Source organism: Idiomarina sp. MD25a, assembly GCF_001870515.1.
Taxonomy (GTDB): domain Bacteria; phylum Pseudomonadota; class Gammaproteobacteria; order Enterobacterales; family Alteromonadaceae; genus Idiomarina.
In genome coordinates this window covers 191,236-212,738 of the sequence record NZ_MDGT01000005.1, presented here as the reverse complement: position 1 = coordinate 212,738, position 21,503 = coordinate 191,236, and the positions used below count along the sequence as shown (strand labels likewise).

Annotated in this window: 19 protein-coding genes; 6 read left to right on the top strand and 13 right to left on the bottom strand. The window is 46.5% G+C overall.

Translation table 11 applies throughout. The features are described 5' to 3' along the window. Positions 1-29: 29 nt before the first annotated feature. Positions 30-1,286: a mechanosensitive ion channel family protein gene (locus BFR57_RS11840; protein WP_071464188.1), complete on the bottom strand. Its 1,257-nt coding sequence runs from the start codon at positions 1,284-1,286 to the stop codon at positions 30-32. Further along, positions 1,283-1,774: a DUF962 domain-containing protein gene (locus BFR57_RS11835; protein WP_071464187.1), complete on the bottom strand. Its 492-nt coding sequence runs from the start codon at positions 1,772-1,774 to the stop codon at positions 1,283-1,285. Before BFR57_RS11835 ends, BFR57_RS11840 begins: the two co-directional genes overlap by 4 nt. Before the next feature lie 118 nt (positions 1,775-1,892). On the opposite strand from BFR57_RS11835, the gene BFR57_RS11830 reads away from it, so the two are divergent. After that, positions 1,893-2,468 (top strand): gamma-glutamylcyclotransferase, encoded by a 576-nt coding sequence (locus BFR57_RS11830; protein ID WP_071464186.1) that lies wholly within the window; start codon positions 1,893-1,895, stop codon positions 2,466-2,468. 132 nt (positions 2,469-2,600) lie between these two features. Here BFR57_RS11830 and BFR57_RS11825 read toward each other — a convergent pair whose 3' ends face one another. Genes BFR57_RS11825 through BFR57_RS11815 form a run of 3 tightly spaced genes read right to left on the bottom strand, consistent with a single transcriptional unit; the run spans position 2,601 to position 6,857 of the window. Next, positions 2,601-2,915: a metalloregulator ArsR/SmtB family transcription factor gene (locus BFR57_RS11825; RefSeq protein ID WP_071464185.1), complete on the bottom strand. Its 315-nt coding sequence runs from the start codon at positions 2,913-2,915 to the stop codon at positions 2,601-2,603. Positions 2,916-2,970: 55 nt separating this feature from the next. Continuing rightward, a complete protein-coding gene (locus tag BFR57_RS11820; protein WP_071464184.1) occupies positions 2,971-5,187 on the bottom strand; it encodes an EAL domain-containing protein in 2,217 nt (738 codons plus the stop codon). Continuing rightward, positions 5,169-6,857 carry an EAL domain-containing protein gene (locus BFR57_RS11815; RefSeq protein ID WP_071464183.1) on the bottom strand — a complete coding sequence of 563 codons (1,689 nt, stop codon included), beginning with the start codon at positions 6,855-6,857 and terminating at the stop codon, positions 5,169-5,171. The genes BFR57_RS11820 and BFR57_RS11815 overlap by 19 nt, the downstream gene beginning before the upstream one ends. Positions 6,858-6,957: 100 nt before the next feature. Between BFR57_RS11815 and BFR57_RS11810 the strand changes: the two genes are divergently transcribed. Continuing rightward, positions 6,958-8,004 carry an AI-2E family transporter gene (locus BFR57_RS11810; protein ID WP_071464182.1) on the top strand — a complete coding sequence of 349 codons (1,047 nt, stop codon included), beginning with the start codon at positions 6,958-6,960 and terminating at the stop codon, positions 8,002-8,004. Here BFR57_RS11810 and cfa read toward each other — a convergent pair. The 3 genes from cfa to BFR57_RS11795 all read right to left on the bottom strand — a co-directional run bounded on the left by cfa (position 8,001) and on the right by BFR57_RS11795 (position 10,722). After that, positions 8,001-9,116: a cyclopropane fatty acyl phospholipid synthase gene (gene cfa, locus BFR57_RS11805; RefSeq protein ID WP_071464181.1), complete on the bottom strand. Its 1,116-nt coding sequence runs from the start codon at positions 9,114-9,116 to the stop codon at positions 8,001-8,003. The two genes, BFR57_RS11810 and cfa, sit on opposite strands and share 4 nt — an antisense overlap. A gap of 72 nt (positions 9,117-9,188) precedes the next feature. Further along, positions 9,189-10,367: an ammonium transporter gene (locus BFR57_RS11800; protein ID WP_071464180.1), complete on the bottom strand. Its 1,179-nt coding sequence runs from the start codon at positions 10,365-10,367 to the stop codon at positions 9,189-9,191. 16 nt (positions 10,368-10,383) lie between these two features. Next, positions 10,384-10,722 carry a P-II family nitrogen regulator gene (locus tag BFR57_RS11795; protein WP_071464179.1) on the bottom strand — a complete coding sequence of 113 codons (339 nt, stop codon included), beginning with the start codon at positions 10,720-10,722 and terminating at the stop codon, positions 10,384-10,386. Positions 10,723-10,957: 235 nt separating this feature from the next. Here BFR57_RS11795 and BFR57_RS11790 point away from each other — a divergent pair, with 235 nt between their 5' ends. Next, positions 10,958-12,016 carry a cysteine synthase A gene (locus BFR57_RS11790; RefSeq protein WP_071464178.1) on the top strand — a complete coding sequence of 353 codons (1,059 nt, stop codon included), beginning with the start codon at positions 10,958-10,960 and terminating at the stop codon, positions 12,014-12,016. Beyond that, positions 12,013-13,041 carry a glycerophosphodiester phosphodiesterase gene (glpQ, locus tag BFR57_RS11785; RefSeq protein ID WP_083405133.1) on the top strand — a complete coding sequence of 343 codons (1,029 nt, stop codon included), beginning with the start codon at positions 12,013-12,015 and terminating at the stop codon, positions 13,039-13,041. The genes BFR57_RS11790 and glpQ overlap by 4 nt, the downstream gene beginning before the upstream one ends. Here glpQ and BFR57_RS11780 read toward each other — a convergent pair. Together BFR57_RS11780 and BFR57_RS11775 are read right to left on the bottom strand one after the other, a co-directional pair. Further along, complete coding sequence (locus tag BFR57_RS11780) at positions 13,016-13,492, bottom strand: N-acetyltransferase (RefSeq protein WP_071464177.1); 477 nt, start codon at positions 13,490-13,492, stop codon at positions 13,016-13,018. The genes glpQ and BFR57_RS11780 overlap by 26 nt on opposite strands. Then, positions 13,482-14,939, bottom strand: coding sequence for a RimK family protein (locus BFR57_RS11775; RefSeq protein WP_071464176.1), 1,458 nt, complete (start codon positions 14,937-14,939; stop codon positions 13,482-13,484). The genes BFR57_RS11780 and BFR57_RS11775 overlap by 11 nt, the downstream gene beginning before the upstream one ends. Positions 14,940-15,050: 111 nt before the next feature. On the opposite strand from BFR57_RS11775, the gene BFR57_RS11770 reads away from it, so the two are divergent. Both BFR57_RS11770 and BFR57_RS11765 read left to right on the top strand, forming a co-directional pair. Continuing rightward, complete coding sequence (locus BFR57_RS11770) at positions 15,051-15,557, top strand: TIGR03546 family protein (protein WP_006956386.1); 507 nt, start codon at positions 15,051-15,053, stop codon at positions 15,555-15,557. 1 nt (position 15,558) lies between these two features. Continuing rightward, complete coding sequence (locus BFR57_RS11765) at positions 15,559-17,310, top strand: TIGR03545 family protein (RefSeq protein ID WP_071464175.1); 1,752 nt, start codon at positions 15,559-15,561, stop codon at positions 17,308-17,310. Between the two features lie 2 nt (positions 17,311-17,312). On the opposite strand, the gene BFR57_RS11760 is transcribed toward BFR57_RS11765, so the two are convergent. The 3 genes from BFR57_RS11760 to BFR57_RS11750 are packed head-to-tail and all read right to left on the bottom strand — an operon-like array spanning position 17,313 to position 21,452. Continuing rightward, complete coding sequence (locus BFR57_RS11760; protein ID WP_071464174.1) at positions 17,313-18,500, bottom strand: homoserine O-acetyltransferase; 1,188 nt, start codon at positions 18,498-18,500, stop codon at positions 17,313-17,315. Beyond that, entirely contained in the window at positions 18,497-20,140 is a 1,644-nt protein-coding gene (locus BFR57_RS11755) for a long-chain fatty acid--CoA ligase (RefSeq protein ID WP_071464173.1), read from the bottom strand. Before BFR57_RS11755 ends, BFR57_RS11760 begins: the two co-directional genes overlap by 4 nt. 16 nt (positions 20,141-20,156) lie before the next feature. Further along, positions 20,157-21,452, bottom strand: coding sequence for a GntP family permease (locus BFR57_RS11750; RefSeq protein ID WP_071464172.1), 1,296 nt, complete (start codon positions 21,450-21,452; stop codon positions 20,157-20,159). Between the last annotated feature and the right edge of the window lie 51 nt (positions 21,453-21,503).

Genomic DNA, 21,503 nt, shown 5'->3' with positions numbered 1-21,503 from the left:
TACGTTGCAAAAACCATACAACTTTGCTGTTAAGACTGCAACGATTGACGTCCAAACTCACGAATACTGGTACGCAGATCCTGACCCGAGGTCTCTTGGAAAACATTCAGACCAAATGCCGGTAAGATAGCTAACAGATGGTCAAAAATATCCGCTTGGATGCCCTCATATTCAACCCATGCAATGGTATTGGTGAAACAATAAATCTCTAGAGGTAAGCCTTGTGCGGTGGGGCTGAGTTGTCTAACCATTAACGTCATGTCTTGATGGATTTGTGGATGGCTTTGCAGATATTTTTGAACATAAGCTCGGAAGGTCCCGATATTCGTGACATTACGGCTGTTGATAGGATCATGCCCTTCACTCACTAACTGTTCATTCCACTGCTTGATGTCTTGTTCTTTATCGTTGAGGTATTGACTCAGTATTTTGAACTTGCGAAGCCGGGCCTTATCTTCGTCGCGCAAAAAGCCAATACTGGTTTGATCGATAAATAGACTGCGCTTAATACGCCGCCCACCCGCCTCTTGCATGCCGCGCCAGTTCTTAAACGATTCAGAAATGAGGCGTTTGGTAGGAATGGTGGTAATTGTTTTATCCCAGTTCTGCACTCGTACCGTGTGTAACGCCATATCGATGACGTCACCGTCGGCATTCAGCTGCGGCATTTCAATCCAGTCACCGACGCGGATCATGTCGTTTGATGATAGCTGAATACTGGCGACGAATGAGAGGATCGTGTCTTGAAACACAAGCATGGTAACGGCACCCATGGCACCGATACCGGATAATAGAATCACCGGTGACTTATCAATTAATGCTGCGATGATAAGAATGGCGGCAATTAGATAAACCGCGATGGTAGCGATTTGTAAATAACCCTTGATAGGCTTCAAATGCGCATCGGGACGGCGGCTGTAAATCTCATTCACGCTGCTCATAGCCGCACTGAACGCACGAGCAATGGTGAGCACGATATAAGCGACGGCGACATTTTGTACTATCGTAATGATAGTAGCAGAGAGATCAGGAATCCAATGGATACCCGCTGTGAGCAGCAATGCTGGAACCACTTGCGAGAGCCGACTAATAATTTTTTTCAGGCCAACGCTGGGGTCACTTCCTAACTCGGTGCGTGATAAAAGCCGAGCGACACCGCGTAAAAGAATATGCTTAGTGAAAAATTGCGCTAACCAAACAGCAATAGCAAGCAGAACGCAGGCACTCAGGGTATAAGCGTAAGGGCGTCCCTCGGCCCATTCAATAAACCAATCCGGGTAATTCACTGACGTTTTTCAACCTCATTTTTAAGCTGCTTACGTAAACCTAAAAAGAAAATAACTTCAGTCACGACAAATAAGGGTCCAATAGCAAGACCCATAATGTCGTCGATAAAAGCAGGCTTTTTGCCTTCAAAATAATGACCTATGAACTGGAAAATCCAACCGACGACAAATAAGCCGATACCAAATATCAACCACGCCGTGGTCGGCAAAGCGGCTAGTTCACGGCTGACTGATAAGCCAAGCCATAATAACACCGTCATAAGCAGTCCAAGCGGTATATCAAGCCGTATGTAAAAAACTACAGCGACAAAAACAACTAGGTTAGCCGGTGTGAGCAAGAGGTAGCCAATGCTAAATTCTGGTCGGCTGAGTAAGGTTAGGATTGCCACTACGATCAGCGGAATACCGATCAGGTGGGTTAATATATTGCGCGAGTCACGATGATACTTTGCGTATTGCGCTAAGTGATCGACAAGTGAGCGGCTCATAAAGTAACCTTTTTAATAGAGTTTAATGCGGATAAGAGTGCAACGAAGCCAAGCTACTGTCAATTACAAAAGCTTGTTAGACTTTGCCGCACTGAGGTGTATTCCAAAGGAGTATTCGATGTCTCATGATACCAGTTTAATAAACAAACAACGTCAAGATCTATCAGCTTTCGAGTCTGTTTGGTTATTTGGCTACGGGTCGCTCATTTACAAGGTTGACTTTCCTTATCTTGAGCGCAAGCCGGCGACCATCACCGGCTGGAGCCGTCGTTTTTGGCAGGGGTCTCATGATCATCGCGGAACACCTGACGAACCGGGAAGAGTGCTTACGCTCATCGAAACACCGGGTGAAAAATGCACGGGGATGGCTTACCGAGTGTCACCAGAAGTGTTTGAGCATCTCGATCATCGAGAGAAAAATGGCTACTTAAGATTTTTTACACCGATGCTGTTTACAGATGGTCAGCAAGCGGATGGGTTGGTATATATTGCCAGTAGTGATAACGCAGCGTTTTTAGGCGATGCGCCACTGGCTGAGATTGCGCAGCATATCGCGCAGAGCCGAGGTCCAAGCGGAGAAAATAGTGAGTACTTGCTTAAACTTTCGCAGGGCCTGCGCAATCTGGGCGTGACGGATCCTCATGTTGAGGGGATTCGTCAGCACCTTGAACCTCTGCTCGAGGGTCAACGCTAGGCACACCCACACAGAGTCGACACTCTCCGGTGGTGGGCGCTGAACGCTCTACATAACGGAGTTTGTGACTTGCGTGGTCGCGGTTAGCCGATACTTGGTAGACACGTTGTCGCTGATTCATTGCACTTCTACTTATTTCACACTCAATGAGTCTTTCGGACAATAAAGTTGATACAGAAGTTCCATAATCGTTTTCGTGTTACCGTCGCTCAGTTGGTAGTATATATACTTGCCCTGACGGCGTGTCGCGACCAACGACTGTTGCCGTAAGCGATTTAAATGTTGTGAAAGCATCGGTTGGTGAATATCCAATTGTTGTTCAATTTCACCAACGGAGCACTCCTTTTCACTCAGCAGACACAAAATTAGCAGCCGATCGGGGTGCGACAGTAGTTGCATGACTTTTGCCGCTTCTTGTGAAGAAGCCTTTAATATTTCCGGATCCATAACTTTTTACCATCACAATAAACGTGTTCAATAATATCAAACACGTGCACCGATGCTACTGATTTGTATTAGCAACGAGTTTATTTAACGGTTTAGCGGGATGAATGAAACGCCCTTGGCATAAGTCAAAGCGGAGTTGTTTAGCCAGAGCAAACTGGTGCTCTGATTCAATGCCGAGTGCGTGCACTTTAATTCCCGCTCGATGAGACAGCTCTACGATACCATCGACAATTGCGTAACCACGCTCATTATCAAGCGTAGCCATAAAGTCACGATCAACTTTTATTGCCGATATTGGGAATTCTCTTAAGTATGTGAGTCCGGCGAATCCAGCACCAAAATCATCAATGATTAATGAAAAACCAGCCGTCGCTAGCGCGTTCAGTGTTGTTCTTAGCTCATCTGAAGGGTCAATTAAAGAAGCTTCCTTAAGTTCAAAACATAGCTGGGCATTGAACGTTTTGACACGATCTTGAGCCTTTTTCATTTGTTGGACAAAGTCTATATCTAGTTGTTCTGTGAATAGATTAATTGTGACCTTACGTTTTTCATCTGCATTGGCCGGAATGGATGCAAGGTCGTTTAGTACTGTTTCAATGACCCATTGCCCCAGACGTTGTTTGACAGATTTATCACAGGAGTGAAGGAAGTCTGAAGCAGGTATGATGCCATCATCCTCGTGATGCCAGCGTAAAAGTGCTTCGTAACCTTGAATATGCTTGTCGAAGTCAGCGATAGGTTGATAGTAAACTTCAAACTGCGAATGGTCTAATGCGCGCTGTAGTTGCTGCTTTACGAGTAGTTGCGAGAAGGAATCGCTCGCCATTTGTTGATTAAAAATAACTTGGCTTGAGTAAGATTTACGGCGGGCACGCTGTAAGGCTGAGCTCGCATAAGACAACAATGAGGCAGTATCAAGTCCATCAAGTGGATACGTACACGCACCGATATTCGCAGTTACGTTCAATTGAATATGCTTGTCGAGCATCAGCGGCTTGTTCAGAGCGCGCATCAGATCATCCATTAGCTCTTGCAGGTCCATATATTCTTTAATACCTGATAACAAAATCCAGAAATCATCGCCCCATGCACAATAGAGTCCAGCATTGTCTGGTAGTGCTTGCTGGAAACGTTGTGAAACTCGTTGTAAAACACGGTCACCATTGGTCACACCGTAAGAATCATTAACCTTATGAAACTCTCTGATATTGACGTTCAGTACAGCCACTAATTCATCTTCGTCCGCCCTTTCTAGCGATGACTGAAGATCGAGCTTGAGTTGCTCAAGATTCGGTAGGCCTGTTAACGGCTGAGTATAGGCTATTTGCTTAAGTCTGCGACGCTCTGAGGCAAATGCCGAGAGGTCAACGAGTGTGACAAAACGAATCGCACCTTGCTTGTCTTCGCTGATTTTCAGCAATCCATGCAAGGCTTGATGGTTAGGGCGATTAAACTCAACCAAATACTCAATACCCGCTTCTAGGGTGGGGTTGTCACTGTTGAAGTTGGTTGGCGAGATAAAATCTAAAATATGGTGCGCGCTGGGCTCATTGTCGGTCAGGCCAATTAAATTACGGAAATTCATATCAGCGCGTAGGATACTGTCATCGTCATTGAGTTCTGCAAAACCAATCAGCTCACGCTGAGTGATGGCTTGGTTATCTTGGAGCCAACTCAAATCCTGGCTAATGTCCGACCACTGACCGGCAATTTTGTCATTATCATCATGAAAGGTGCGTAGCTCATCGCGCAACCAAATATAGTGACCCTGTTTTGTTTTAAAGCGATAGCGGTGCACAAAGGTGTGATTTGCCTCGACTTTAGTCAGTGCGCTTAATGTTAGCGCTCTGTCTTCTGGGTGTACGTTATCAAACCACCAACGGTCGCCCATTGATTCCTCAACCGAGTAGCCCAGGATCTGTTTAATATTACTACTCACGTAAACCGGTTGATAGGTATTACCTTGTTTATGTAATTCGTAAACTATCGTTGAACCCTCATCAAGTTGGTTGATAGAGGGCTGCAACGACGTGAGCGTTGCCTTGGACGCGCGCAACGCGCGCCAGATAAAGAACGTAGATTCAGCGACGATAATTGCACCGACGAGCATGACGCCGAAATGCAACGTTTGTACATCAAACGGGTACAGATACAGCAGACTGACAGCCAGCACGGTGATTACCGTGGTAGTAATGGCATATGCTGCTAACCAGCGGAAATGCGTTTTTTCGATTGCTTTTTTGCTGTTTGTCTCTATCGGATTCTTGCCCATGGAATATCGTCTTTAGCCGTCGGTTTACTTAAGATCGATCCTTGAAGCTCATCACATCCAATGTGTTTTAGTAATAATAGTTTGGCGCGGTTATCCACGCCGGTTGCAATGGTTTTGAGTCCGCGCGAGCGAGCCATTTTTATCATCGAAATGAGCGTACGTTTTTTGTCACTATTCGATGTTGCCTTTAAGACCAAGTTTTCGGACAGTTTTATTGCGTCTACTGGAAGTACAAAAATGCTTTGCAACGTCAGCTGACCTTCACCAAATTGGTCGGCGATGATGGTGACTCCCATCGAGCGTAACTTCTTTAAGTAGACTTTTGACTGCTCGCTAATGCGAACTAGTGAGCGCTCACTGACCTCTAAGCTGAGGCTAGATGGTGGGAACTTAGTTTTGTTTAACGATTTTGCAACCGCATTTAATATAGCGGGCTCTAAAATATCGTTAAGCGTAATGTGCAACGATAGGCGAACAATAAAGTCATTTCGCATCCACTCAGTAACATCGTTAAAAGCGGTTTTAATCATCCAACCGGTGAACTGCTTAGCTAAAGAGGCTTCCTCAATGAGTGGTTTAAAGTCTTCCGGCGATAGATAGCCACGCTGGTTGTCTTTCCATCTGACAATCGCTTCGATGACTGAGAAATAGCCAGAGTTGGTATTCAATCTGGGCTGATAGTAGAGCTTAATATTCTCGCTATCGATAGCCGATAATAACTGTTTAGATAAAGGTTCTTCGTGGTCGTCGACAAGATCATTATCGTGGTCTAAAAATGAGAAAGTTTGGTTGTTTTCAGCGGCTTTATAGCTATGTTGTTGTGCGTCATGTATCACCATATTAGCTTTATCTTTGGCACTTTCGCGTTTAACGCGTAAGACACCTGCGGTGGTATCAAGGCGAAATTCAGAGCCATCAATAACAATGGGTTGGCTTAGTAACTGTTGTAACTTTTCTTGCAGCTCTTCGCGCGAATGTTCGGTGTTAGCATGTAGGCCAACGAGCTCGTTGGTTGCCGTTTGACCCACTTCAGCCGACTGTCCAAGAGCCTCTTTTAATTGCTTAGCCAATTCTGCAACGATTTTATCCGCTTTCTGCTGACCCACTTGATTACGTAATTTATCAATATTGCTGAGTCTTAAATTAATAATATCCATTAACGCATCAGTGGGGGCTGAGTTTTGTTTCGACCATTCGTTGATTTGATCCAGTAGCGCTTCATGGTTGGGCAATGCGGTCCCCTGAAAAGTTTTCTTCGCCTTGTTTTCTAAGTGATGAAGTTGCTGGACAGAGCGGCTAATGAGACCTGCAATTAGTGGGAGTAACGTTAACATTAATAGACGCACGGGCCAGTCAATAAGGGTACTTTCCTGGTCAATGAGTTCAGTCGGAAAAAATAAAGGCGTCAGCATTAATCCCGTAACGAAACCGCCCAGCGCGCCGATACGGGGGCCGAGTAATAGACCTGCAAATATCAGTGGAAGGTAAATTAAGTGCTCGAACACACTCGGCAGGCCGCCAGTAAATTCGATAAGTTGAACACAGGCTGTAAGTAGCACTGCAATAAGAAATCCGCCGAAAACTTGTTTCTCTGCGTTCAACTGAGTGAACTCAACAAGTGTTTCGCGACACCATGTAGAAAAGCTGTAAGGGTTTGATGAATCGTCCATTTGTTTCCATATGCGTGCGATCATCGCACTATCTTATGCGTAAATCATTTACTAATATGGGACATGCTGTTCTGACAAGCTTCTATTAAACGGAATGATTATGCAAGATAAATTGGAAACACGTTCATTTCTACTTATGCTGCTGGCGGTAAGTATTGCTTTTGCGCTCATACTTAAGCCATTTTGGGCGTCGATTTTTTGGGCGTGTGCTGTTGCAGTCATTTTTTACCCTTTGCAAATTAGACTTAAGCGCATGCTCGGGCGACGCAGTAATCGCGCCGCTTTACTGACCTTGCTAGTCGCGACCTTCATTGTGGTGATTCCTGTTCTTCTGGTGACTTACTCGTTTATTCAAGAGGGTGTGCAACTTTATCAAAAACTGTCATCTGGTGATGTGAGTGTCGCTCAAATCGTGGATAAAATAGAGCAAGGCCTACCTTTCTTGCCTGATTTACTAGCTCGTTTGGGCATTGATATCGAGTCGCTACCCGAGCGCATATCTCAGTGGGCGATGAGTGCCAGTCAGTTTTTTGCGCAAGAAGCGCTTGTTGTTGGGCAAAACACCTTTGGCTTTGTCATGAATCTGGGGTTAATGCTTTATCTGACTTTCTTTCTACTTCGTGACGGTAACAAATTGATCCGCTTGATGGTCCGTGCATTGCCGCTAGGAGATGAACGCGAGCACCAACTATTCAAGAAGTTTGCTGAAGTGACGCGAGCAACAGTAAAAGGAAACATCGTTGTCGCCATGGTTCAAGGTGCGTTAGGGGGTATTATTTTTGCACTACTGGATATTCCAGCACCGGTGTTATGGGGTGTCGTGATGGCGTTTTTATCGCTTATCCCGGCTGTTGGTGCCGCGATAGTTTGGTTACCGGTTTCAGTATACCTGTTAAGTACCGGCGCTATTTTTGACGGCGTGGTATTGCTGCTTTACGGAGTCATTATTATCGGACTCGCTGATAATGTTTTACGTCCACTACTGGTAGGGCGAGATACTAAGCTGCCTGACTACATTGTTTTATTTTCGACACTGGGTGGATTAAGTTTGTTTGGTATCACTGGCTTCGTGATTGGACCGCTGATCGCGGCCCTATTTTTAGCATTCTGGGATATGTTTACGCACGAGTTTAATATTGGTTCTTAAACGAAAGGTCGATGATATCCACCTTCAATACCTTGTTTGCTAAGAACCCATTGCCAAAGTTGAATGTCGCGGGCGCGAAATGCGCCTGCGCATGACAGCAAGTAGTATTTCCACATTCGATAAAATGTTTTTTCGTAATCATCTTGGAGTTGAGGCCACGCCGCATCGAAGTTCTCGAACCAGCCCATAAGGGTTTTATCGTAGTCAGCACCAAAGTTATGAAGGTCTTCACAGACAAACCGCTCCTCTAAGGCTGCACCAATTTGCGCAATTGATGGGATTTCACCGTTAGGAAAAATATAGCGGCTTATCCAAGGGTCTGCTGCCGTGTCTGAAACATTCTTACCAATGGTATGTAGTAAAAATAGCCCATCATCTTTCAGACAACGCCGCGCAACATCCATGTAATCTTCATAGTTTTTCTGACCGACATGTTCGAACATGCCCAAACTGATGATGCGATCAAATGACTCGTCGAGATCACGATAGTCTTGCAGACGAAACTCTACTGGCAAGCCTTTACAACGCGCTTCACCTAAACGCACCTGTTCCTTTGATATCGTGACACCGACACATTCAACGCCGTAGTTTTCTGCAGCATACTGCATAAAACTACCCCAGCCGCACCCTATGTCGAGTATCCTCATGCCCGGTTTGAGTTGTAGTTTCTGACAGCTGAGCTCTAATTTGTCGCGCTGTGCATCGTCGAGATTATCCGCATCACGCCAGTAACCGCAGGTGTAAACCATGCGTTCGTCTAACATGGCTTGGTATAATTTATTACCAATATCGTAGTGTTTTTGTCCAACTTCCCAGGCACGCTTATCGTCTTGCAGATTAAATAAACGACTTTTCAACGAGTGAAAAATCAGACGCGCTGGATTGACTTCATCTTGCACTCCAGAGCGCAACAGGCGGTGGAAAAACTGGTCTAAACGCTCAGCATCCCAAAGTCCCGCCATGTAGGTTTCTCCAAGCCCTAAATTGCCGCGTGACAGCACCTGATCAAAGATGCTGTCATCGTGTACCTGCATATCCCACGGGTGGGATCCGTTGATTTGAATGCCTGCTCGGTTGAGTAGTTCAGTACAATATTCTTTTGATGATGCCATGAGACTTAACCCTTACGTATTAAGTATTTCTTAACTTAACAATGGAGTAGGTCACAGGCAAACGTTGATTACCTAACGCTTCGTTGAGCCCGTAAACTCTGGGTAAGCTTCGACACCACATTCACTGATATCGCCTCCCAGATACTCTTGCTCCTCGCTCACACGAATACCCATTGTGACTTTCAACAGATACCAAATAGCCAGACTAGTGGCAAAAGTCCAGCCAAATATTGCCCCAGCACCTAAAAGTTGGGTCGACCAGGCTGCGTTAGCATCGGTGAAAGGGACGAGCATTAATCCATAAAAACCTACTACCCCATGTACGGACAACGCGCCGACTGGATCATCGATACGAATGCGGTCAAGGGTAATAATCGATACCACGACCAACAAACCAGCACTAAAGCCAATGATGACCGCATGCACTGGCTCTGGAGTTAATGGTTGAGCGGTAATGGCGACTAAACCTGCTAGAACACCATTGACTATCATAGTGAGATCCGCCTTGCGCCAAATAAGGACGGTAATGAGTAGTGCCCCCACGGCCCCCGAGGCAGCTGCTGAGTTGGTGTTTACAAATACACGAGCCACGGCATTGGCATTGTCAATCGTGTGAATAGCCAGCTGTGAGCCCCCATTAAACCCAAACCAACCAAACCATAGAATTAATGTTCCTAATGCCGCTAGCGGCATATTGGCACCAGGAATGGCAGTCGGTTTGCCGTCTTTGTATTTACCACGGCGCGGACCTAATAGTAGGACTCCTGCTAGCGCTGCCGCCGCTCCCGCCATATGAACAATGCCCGAGCCGGCAAAATCGACAAAGCCGGCCTCCGCAAGAAAGCCGCCCCCCCAACTCCAGCTGCCTTGATAAGGATAAATAAAGGCAGATAACACGACCGCAAAAACAAAAAATGCGAGTAATTTCATACGTTCAGCGACCGCACCAGAAACAATCGACATGGCGGTGGCAACAAACACACTCTGGAAGAAAAAGTCGGCATCGTCGGCGAAACTATCAGAACCTCCGGTGCCATACATCAGTGTGTAGCCAATAACGAGGTAAGCGATACAGGCAAGTGCAAACAAGACGATATTTTTAGTCAGGATTTCAGTGGTGTTTTTGCTTCGCACGAGTCCAGCCTCAAGCATGGCGAAACCGGCTGCCATCCACATTACAAATGCACCTGATAATAAAATGTACAGCGTATTTAACGCGTACTCCGTGTTTGTGAGAGAAATTGCATTCATCACGTATTCTCCTTAGTTACAGGGCTTCTTGGTCGACTTCACCCGTACGAATGCGCACGCAGTGTTCGAGGTGTGTAACGAAAATTTTGCCATCGCCGATGTTACCGGTGTGAGCTGCTTCGGAAATAACCTCAACGGCGCGCTCGAGTTGCTCGTCGCTTACAGCAAGTTCCAAGCGGATCTTGGGAAGGAAGTCGACTCTGTATTCTGCCCCGCGGTACAACTCTGTGTGTCCTTTTTGCCTACCAAAACCACGGACTTCAGCAATAGTCATACCGGTACAACCAATATCGGCTAAAGCCTGTCGAACATCGTCCAATTTGAACGGTTTGATTAATGCAGTAATCATTTTCATAACCAGCACTCCGTCAATGTAGATAAATTGTTAATTCACGATTCGTGCCAGATATAAAATCATTATAAAACAATGGTTTATGATTTTTTTTGTGAATGGTTGCTCGTTTTAGTGGCATACGCATGGTGCAGGTGCACCTTTAAAGTGCAGTAAATCCAATGCAAATAGAGTTGAACCAATTTTGCTCAACGGAGATACTGCATACTATGCAACAGAGAAGTAGAGGACTGTACAAATGTTGGTAGGTCAACGCACCAGTGATTTAGTTGGGCAAACGGATTTGCTTAGAGTGCACTCACTGTCTGAATTGAGCGGCAGTAATATATACTTAAAATGTGAGTTCCAGAATCCAGGTGGTTCGATAAAAGATCGCGCTGCTAAGCAGTTAATAGAAGATGCGATGGAACGCGGCGAACTTAAGCCAGGTATGACAGTCGTCGAGGGGACCGCTGGTAATACGGGGATTGGCTTAGCGTTGGTGGCTAAGTCGTTCGGATTGAACATGTTGGCGGTTATGCCTAATGATCAGTCGCCTGAGAAAGAACGCATGATTGCTTTACACGGTGGCGAACTTAAGACGGTTGACCCAGTACCCTTTAAAAACCCTAATCATTTTTATCACACGGCACGCCGTATCGCGGAAGAGCGTGATGATTGCTGGTGGGCTAATCAGTTTGAAAATACCAGTAATGCTCGCGCCCACTATTTGCACACTGGGCCAGAAATTTGGCAACAACTGAATGGCGATATAGATACTTTTGTCTCGGTTGCCGGTACCGGCGGTACCATCGGGGGGAATAGCCGATATTTTAAGGAACAAAACCCTGATATTGACGTGTGGCTTGCTGATCCTGATGGTTCAGGAATCTTTGAGTTTTTGCGAACCGGTGAGTATGTATCAAACGGTAGTTCAATGACAGAAGGTATTGGGATTATGCGTTTGGTGGATAACTTTAGGCAGGCGCGCATTAACCACGCTGTCAATTTGCCCGACCAAGACCTCATTAGCATTTCACGCTACGTACGTGAGCAAGATGGGATAGTCCTGGGGAGCAGCTCAGCACTCAACTTGGCTGCTGCTTATGCAGCCGCGTTGAATGGTCAACGAGGACGTAACATTGTGACGTTTGCTTGCGATCTGGGCGAGCGCTCAGCCAGTAAACTCTATAACGACGATTATCTCAAGCAAAAGGGTTTAACTATTGAACCTGAGCCGATTGAACAGTTAACCGAGCGCTATCAGCATTTAGGTGATCGTCTTATCGAGGTCAATTGGTCAGGAGATGACTCATGAAGTGGGTGTCGGTGGTTGCTGGGCTAGCGTTGTTCTGGTCGTTATCGGTTTCAGCGCAAGCAGACAATGTGACTGAACAGCTAGCCGTTGATCCTATCACTTTGCCTGAGTTTATCGATATTGCCCACCGAGGTGCATCAGGTTATCTCCCCGAACACTCGCAGGCTGCAACGGTGATGGCTTATGCCTTGGGGGCGGACTATATAGAGCAAGATGTGCAGTTGAGCCGCGACGGTAAGGCTGTCGTCCTGCATGATGCCCAACTTGATGCGGTAACGAATGTCGCCGAAGTTTTTCCGGAGCGGCATCGCCCCGATGGCAGTTATTATGTGGTCGACTTCACTCTCAATCACTTAAAGCAGCTAAGACTCACGCCACGCCGAAACAGCGATGAGGCTGCGCGTTATCCTCAGCGGTTTCAAAATGATCAGGTCGAATTCAAAATTCAAACTTTAGCTGAGTCGCTGAATCTTATTCAGGAACTCAACCGTGTTAGAAATAAGAACACAGGTGTCTACATTGAGGTGAAAGCTGCGCGTTGGTATCGCGATCAGGATTATGACCCGCTAGCAGTGGTGATGAATGTGCTGAGCAAAAACGGTTACTCTGATCAGCAACAAGCAACACCTATCTACCTTCAGTCGTTTGATCCCGAAACGCTTAGGCGAGTGAAACGAGAATTTCATTGTGATTTTCCGTTGGTACAGTTGATCGCTGACAATGCTTGGGGCGAGACGCCTATTGATTACGATGCGCTGAGAACTTATGCGGGCTTAGAGTCTTTAACTTCCTATGTCGATCACGTTGGCCTGTGGTTAGGTCACGTACTCAAAGACGTTAAAGACGGTCAACCTGTTTGGACCGATGTGCTTGCGAATGCTGAAAAAGTAGGGCTTAAAGTGCACGTTTATACATTGCGCGCTGACCAACTGCCTCAAGGCGTTGAATCGCTCAAGCAATTAAGAGGCTGGTTAAAAGAAGCCGGTGTACAGGGCGTATTTAGTGACTTTCCGGATCAAAAGTAAGCCGCATTTTTAAACCATCCGTACCGTCATCGTAGTAGTCGACCAGTATATCAACGGTCTCGAAGCCCAACGACTGGTAAAGTTGGATGGCTTGCTTGTTATCCAACTTCACCTCTAATGATAATCCATGCCGACCTTGTTGACGTTGTGCTTCAACCACTTCGTTAACTAATCGCTTAGCTACGCCTCGACCGCGAAACGCGGGCGCGACAGCAATGGAGTAAATACGTGCATAGCGACTATTGCGTCGAGTTAAAATGACCGCATAACCCGCCAACTGGTCTGCACTGTCTTTGGCAAGCAAGATGGAGGCGGCAGGACTCTGCAGCAGACGTATAAAGTTGCGTCGGCTGATACGAGAGTAATCAAAAACTTGATTCTCGAGCTCGACAAGCGCAGTGATCTCACTGCGCTGGCACGGATGAATCGTAAAACTGCAGTTAGTGTTCATCTAACCGACGCCCAAAATCAGCCATAATTAACCGGTACAATTCATACCCAAGCAACTTGTCTTCAACACCGGACTCGATAGATGGGTTGTCGTTGATTTCAATGATCACGGGGCCTTTTTGCGTCATCTTCACATCAACGCCGTAAAGCCCATCACCAATCAGTTTGGTTGCTTGTAATGCGAGTTTTACCACCTCTTTAGGTGCCTGATGAACGCCATAGGTTTCAAAAGAACCACTTTTAGCTCGGCTTGATTCACTATGGTTATAGATTTGCCAGTGATTGCGTGCCATAAAGTACTGGCATGCGTATATGGGGCGGTTATTGAGTACACCAATGCGCCAGTCGTATTCGGTTCTCAGAAACTCTTGGGCTAATAAAATAGTCGACTGCTCAAATAGGCGTTCAGCTGCCGCTTTAAATTCAGCCTCATTTTCGACTTTCTCTACGCCGATAGAAAAGGAACCATCTGGAATTTTTAATACCACCGGATAGCCAAGTTGTTCACCGAGCTCTTTGTAATCAATATCAGACTGCAATAATAGCAACTCGGTTTTAGGTGTCGCGACATGATGCTTATCAAGCAGTTCCTTTAAAAATACCTTATTGGCGCATTTCACGATCGAATCGGGGTGGTCGATGACAACCATACCGTTTGCTTCTGCTTTTTTTGCAAAGTGGTAGGTGTAGTGGCTGATCTTGGTTGTCTCGCGAATAAACAGCGCATCGAACTCAAGCAACCGGTTGTAGTCATCCACTGTGATAAGTTCCGCTTCAATGTCGCACTCTTTGGCCGCTTTAATAAATAAATTGAGTGCTTTTTTATCACTTGTCGGTATGGCTTCTTCAGGGTTGTAAAGAATTGCTAAATCATAGCGGTATTCTTTTTTAGCGCGGGCTTTGCGCCAAACGCGTTTATTAAATAAGTCCAATGACTCGCCAAATAAAGTTTGTTCGTCGTCATTCAGGTCAGCAAGGCGCCCAGCGCTCAGGGACTGAATTAACCAGCGATCATTTTCTTTGATGAAGTTAATATTAATAATAGGGCACGGATACCGATCAAATAGTTGTCGCGCCAGGTGCTTTAACGGCTCGACCGATGTTTGTCCGAAACAGACGACGAGCTGCATACTACTGCCAGTCTGCTTAGCAAGGTACTTGCTTGCTGCCTTATCGACTGGGTTTGCTAACAGCTGATAATGATTAAAGTTGTTTAGATCATTGATGGTGTTAACCGATGGCAACACGCGCTGTCCACGCGCTTCTGCTAGCAAGCTGACATAGTAGCCTGTTGATAGATAACTTAGATCGTCACATAAGTTAAGAATGTGACTTTTGCCCGCAGCCGGTGTTTGCAGATACTCATTGGCTGTTAGCAATGATTGACTCGGATAATACGGTTGCCAATCGCTTATATCATTGATAATTAATTGAACTTGTTGTTGCATGAGTGGGTATATCTCTTTAATGAAAAGCTTTTATAAAAACATAACAGGTTATTTGCTTTAGGCACGAATCAAACACTATATTAGTTAAAAATAATTCAAAAGGATGTCGCCATGCTTACGTTATTAGCGCGAATATTGAAAGCGCTAAACTCAGAAACTAGCGCCCGCTCATTGGCCATTGCGGTGGTGCTGGGCATGTTTCTAGGATTAACGCCACTGTGGCGTGTTCATAACTTAATTATCTTACTTGCAGCCTTGATTTTCCGAGTCAATTTATCACTGTTTTTGGTCTCGTTCGCTGTGTTTTCGGGGCTCGCCTATTTACTCGATCCGATGTTTCACAGTTTTGGCGAATCTATACTCAGAGCCGACAGTTGGCAAGCAATTTATGAAGCTGTTTACGCGACGGCCATTGGACGTGTTTCGCTGTTTTATCACACGATTACGATGGGAAGCTTTATTTTCAGCCTCATTGTCAGTCCCATCGTTTGGGGGACGACTTACTACATCGTGATTAATTACCGCAAGCGGATTCAGGCAACGTTTAATAAGCTAAAAATCGTGCGCGTTCTCAAGGGAAGCCGGCTGTGGCAAGTATATTCGGATTTAAGAGGTTGATATGAGTAAGAGTATCATTAGATGGCCTGGGCTCGGCGCGTTTTTTGTTGTGGTAGGCACGCTGGTTTTATTGTCTTGGCTATTTTTAGACACCATTTTGAAATTTACGTTTGAACAAACGCTCGGACGCTTGAACGGTGCTGAGGTCAATGTAGCGGAGGTGTCTCACCAGTGGTCACCTGTCCGGTTGACGTTGACGGGGGTGCAAATTACTGACCCTAATCAGCCAGAATTAAACCGTGTGCAGGCTGAACGTATCAGTGGTGATGTGAGTTTGAGCGAGCTAATTCTTGGTCGTGTATTAATGGAACAGCTCGACGTAACCGGCGTGCGTTTGGCACAAAAACGTGAGTCACCCGGTGAGGTCTATGTATCTATTAATAAAGACCAGGTCAAAAGTTGGGCTTCGGATGGTTGGTCGTCAGTTAAGGCTAAACTGCCTTCGACCGATGAGATTGTCGCGCAAGTCGGTTTGCAGACTGAGGACGTGATCGCGACGGCTAAGCAAAAGGTTAAGCAACAAGAGACTGAATTTAAGCAAGCTCGCGATCAGTTGCCTAAAAAGGAAAAAATTGAACAATATAAACAGCAAATAGAACAACTGACATCGGGCAAGGTTGAAGGACTCGGTGATATTGCCGAGCGTAAAAAGCAACTCGATGAGTTGAAACAACAAATTCGACAAGATAAAGAAGCGGTTGCGCAATTTAAAGAAGAACTCGAGCAAAGCATTGAAACGGTGAAGACTCAGCTCAGCGAAGTGAAAGCGGCGCCGGGTAATGATATCGACCGTATTCGATCGTTCTTCCAGCTCAATGAGACGGGTATTCAAAATGTGACAGGCTTATTGCTCGGTGAGGAAGCCAAGAAATGGAGTCATTATGTGTTACTCGCCTATGAGCAGATTGCACCGATGCTTGCACGGGCAGATGATAGTCAAACCATTGAAAAAGCTCGTGGGATGGGCGAGAACATCAGTTTTGCCGAGCAGGATGCAGCGCCCGAATTATTAATCAAAAAGGCACGCACGGAGATTCTGATTGCAGGCACCAAAGTGGATGTCAACTGGGAAAATATTACTTATCAGCATGACTTATTGGGTCAGTCTACGACTTACCAAGCCCGTGCAGATAATGCATCACTGTGGCGCTCATTTAACTTGAATGGTGAGCTAGCGCTGTTGCCAAGTGGGATTGACGCAAAACAGCAGTGGCAGTTAAAAGGTGCACAGTTGAGTAATATCGGCCTAGTTAATAACAGTGAGATAGCGGCATCACTCATTTCTTCGGTGCTAGATAGCGACGGCTCAGTGCGGGTGAAAGGAAATGAACTCGACGGTTCAGCACTGGTTAAATTACTTGATTTAAAAGTCGATGCGTCAGGGACCAGTAAAATTACCAAAGCGATTGCTAACGCCTTGGGCCAACTTAATCGTCTTGATGTGAATACTGACGTGGGTGGGAGTATCGTGAGTCCGAGTCTTTCGTTGAATTCCGATTTAGACGATCAGCTTGGACAAATGCTCTCGCAAGCGGCACTCGGCGAGGCTTCAGAAAAACTGCAGTCGATTAAGCAAGACTTGATGGCAAAAGTGAACGAGCAAATGGGCGGTGAAGAGGCATTTCTGAGTCAGCTCGGTGACTGGCAAGGGCAGTCTGATAGTTTAGATAAACAACTTGAGGAGCTGCTTAAGTCTAAAATTGAGGACTCGTTAAAAGATAAATTGAAGGGCCGCCTTTTCGGCGGCTCCTAACGTTATTGGTTCAAAAACTGCGCTAACTTAGCGGCTTTTGATTGAATCGAGAAAAGCCCATTGAGGTGGCCCCACGGCCCCTCGATGTACTCTAACTCGGATTCTTTACCCAGCTCGTTTAATATCGCATTGGCATGCTCAGCCATGTACGGCATGAGCAATAAGTCATTACTCGATGGCAAGAATAGCGACTTCGCTGTTACATTAGCTAACCCCTGTTCTAAGGTGTCTTTGTGGCCTGCGATAAAGAGCTGATTAGCCCTTACTAAATAAAGAATATGGTTGGCATCAGCCAGTGGTGCGCGCGCCCGGCTGCTGTCGAATAACCACTTTGCCGCTGGTAGTTGATTGTTTACCGTTTTAAGTCCATCCGTTGGCAACGTCGGTTGCTGAGGTGCACTTTGATTGAAGATTTCGGGGTGCATAGCGCCATGGGTAATCATCGCCTGCGCCATAGTGACGCCATCAAGTGGAGCGTCATGGTCGTAATAATCACCGCCACGCCAGTTCGGGTCTAGCTTTATAGCTTGTGACCACATTTCGAGACCGGCGATGGTCCACGCATCCATTTTTGCGGTGCCGATGACCGAAACCATTCGATCGACCCAGTTTGGATAGGCGGATGCCCATTCGATAGCTTGCAGTGAGCCCATGGATGCACCTACCACAGCGTGGAGTTTGTTAATTCCCTTTGACTCAAGCAATGCTTTTTGCACGTTGACGAAGTCGCGAATAGTGACCACAGGAAAATCAAGACCGTAGGGCTTCCCTGTATCCGGGTTGATACTTGCCGGCCCAGTGGTGATGACACTCGGTAGATTTGGATAAGCGTTAACTAAGGAGTCGACACTCACGACATAAAACTTATTGGTATCGATTGCTTTGCCTGGGCCAATAATGGCATCCCAGTAGCCCGCTTGTGGGTCATTGGGCGTATATTTTCCCGCCGCATGGCTGTTGCCAGAAAAGAAGTGAGTAATAAGAATTACGTTATCTTTGGCTTCATTAAGCTCACCGTAAGCCTCCCACCCGACAGTGACATCCTTGATGGTTTCTCCTCCCACCGTGGTGTAGTTGTCCATTTGAAAGCTTTGTTTCTCTACGAGCAGCGGTTCTTGCGCCTGCGTGATTGAAATAAACAAACCAAAGAGCGCAACGAGGCTCAGCTTGGTAGTTTTTAGTGTACTCATGATGCGTTCTCCAGTAAGAAATTTTGATACTGTGTTCTAAGGTCAGTTTTGAGGAGTTTACCCGTGCCGGTGTGCGGTAACTGTTCGACGAACAGAATAGCGTCAGGCATCCACCAACGTGCGATTCTCCCGGTTAAGAAGTCTTTGATTTCTGTTTCATCAATTGTTTTACCCGCATTAGGCACGATAAGTAGCAATGGGCGTTCATCCCACTTAGGGTGTTTAACACCAATAACACAGGCTTCATTCACTGCGGGGTGTTGGCTGGCAATATTTTCGATATCAAGCGAGCTTATCCATTCACCGCCGCTTTTAATGACATCCTTCTTGCGGTCAACGACTTTCATAAAGCCCTCTGGATCAATTACGGCAATATCGCCAGTCGCTAACCAACCGTCGGGGAAGCTTGTCAGATCGTCGTTGCGAAAGTACTGGCTGGCAATCCAATGGCCTCGTACCTGCAACTCGCCGCGTGTTTCACCATCATGGGGGAGAGGGTTGTTATCTAAATCGACGATACGCGCTTCAGAACCAAATACCGGACGACCCGCAGTGGTCTGAATCCGATATTGTTCTTCCTTGCTACGCGTCAATATGTCGCGAGTTGGCGGGGCTGAGTACACCAATGGTCCTGTTTCTGTCATGCCCCAAATCGGCTGCCAGTAAACGTTATAAACTTGATCGTAGGTTTTAACGAGCCCTAGCGGAGAGGCCGCGCCACCGACACAAACACGTTTTAAGGTGGATATCGACTGCTTTGATTCTGATAAATGATTGTGCAGAGTGAGCCAAATAGTCGGCACACCCAAGCCGACGCTGACTTGTTCTTGCCTTATAAGCTCGCTCATCACTTCGCCTGATGTGCCGTCGCCACTGAACACTAATTTACTTCCCGCAAGGGGGGCCGCGTAAGGCGCACCCCATGCAGCGACGTGATACATGGTCACCATCGGCATTAAGACAGTGTCTTCATCAAGTGCAAGCATATCCTTCCCCATTGTTGCTTGTGCATGTAGCACCATAGCGCGATGGGAAGCGAGTACGCCTTTCGGATGCCCCGTGGTACCTGATGTATAACACAACAGAGCTGCACTCTGCTCATCTATATCTGGCCAATCATACGCTGGCGCATTAGAGGCAATCAACGTTTCATAATTATAAAGGTTATCGAGCTTAGGGTCGGGCATTTGGTCTTCATCGACCATCACAATAAACCCTTTTACATGCTTGAGTTCAGGCGCTATTTGCTCAAGTATCGCTAAGAAGGATATATCAACAAAGACCCAGGTGCTCTCGGCATGGTTTAAGATCCAAGCGATTTGTTCCTCAAATAAGCGCGGGTTGACCGTGTGCATCACCGCGCCAATACCACTGACCGCGTAGTATAACTCCATATGACGATAGGTATTCCATGCGAGGCTAGCGACGCGTTCCCCTGGCTGAATACCTAATTGGTTGAGTCCATGTGCTAATTGGCAAGTGCGTTGATAACACGCTTGATAATCATAGCGATGCCGATCGCCTTCGAGACGACGTGTGACGATTTCTTGATGTGGGTAACGGGTTGCTGCGTAGCGCAAGATATCAATAATTTGTAACGGTCGCTGCATCATATTGCCAGGAAGTACTGTAGTTAACATCGTTTTAGCCTCTCAATTAGAACAACATGAAGAGTGCGATAGCTAAGCTGAGTCCGATCAGCGGTACGGCGACGGTGACAGCAGCCACTGCCGGGTATGCATCTTTATGACTTTGTTTACAGATGGCACGAATAGTTGTGACCACATAACCATTGTGGGGCAACGAATCGAGTGCACCTGACGAAATGGATACAATCCGGTGAAGTTGTTCTGGATTAACGCCTGCATCCATGTAATGCGGGCCTACCTCTGGTAACGCAATCGCTTGTCCTCCAGAAGCTGATCCGGTCAGACCCGCTATCACACTGACAGCAACGGCAGCACCGACCAGCTCGTTGCCGGGAAGACTGGTCATGGCATTAACGGCGGTATCAAATGCGGGCGTTATTTTAGCGATACTACCAAATCCAACCACGGCTGCCGTATTGCCAATAGCGACAAGCGCCCCGGTTGTCGCGTCTGAAATCGCCAGCTGAGGCTTGTGGAAGTAATTATAGTTGATAATCGCAATAGCAATTACGCCACCGAGTAGCGCGACAATTAGCGCATTTTGAGCGAGTTGCTCGTGAAATGAAAACGAGAGTCCCAGTACGACCAGAAGCGGTACTAAACTTGCCAAAGGATTGGGTAAGTCGCGCTCAAGCAATATCGGATCGTGTTCTTGTGCTTCAAACTGTTCGCCACGCGCGACGGCGCGATTGATAATCTTGGTTAGCCACCAATAGCCGAATACCGCCATAAAAACAGCGACGACTAAACTGACTTCCCAAGCCGCATAGGGTGAGGTGCCTAAATATTTAATCGGGATCCAGTTTTGAATTTCGGGTGAACCCGCCGAGGTCATGGTAAAGGTAACTGAACCAAACGACAGTGCGGCAGGAATAAAGCGACGTGGCAAATTAGCGTCTTTAAATAGACTGAGAGCCATAGGGTAGACTGAAAAAGCGACCACAAACACGCTCACACCACCGTAAGTCAAAATAGCGCACGCTAATACGACGGCTAATACGGCTTGTTTTTTACCCAGTCGGTCGATAATCCATTTAGCCACGCTGTCTGCTGCGCCGGTATCTTCCATGAATTTACCGAACATGGAGCCGAGTAGGAACATAAAGAACCAAGCTGCGACAAAGCCGGCAAATCCATCCATATAGGCGGCGACAAAGTTGACATCGCCAGTGAATAACGGGATACCGCTACACAAAGCGACGACAACCGCACACAGCGGTGCACTGATAAAGAGGTTCATTCCTCTTAACGTGAGTACAATGAGCAGCAGTAAACCGCCCACTAATCCAATCATACTTAACATGAAATACCTCGCAACGAGTTAATAACGGGCCATGTTCTGGTCGTTGCATGG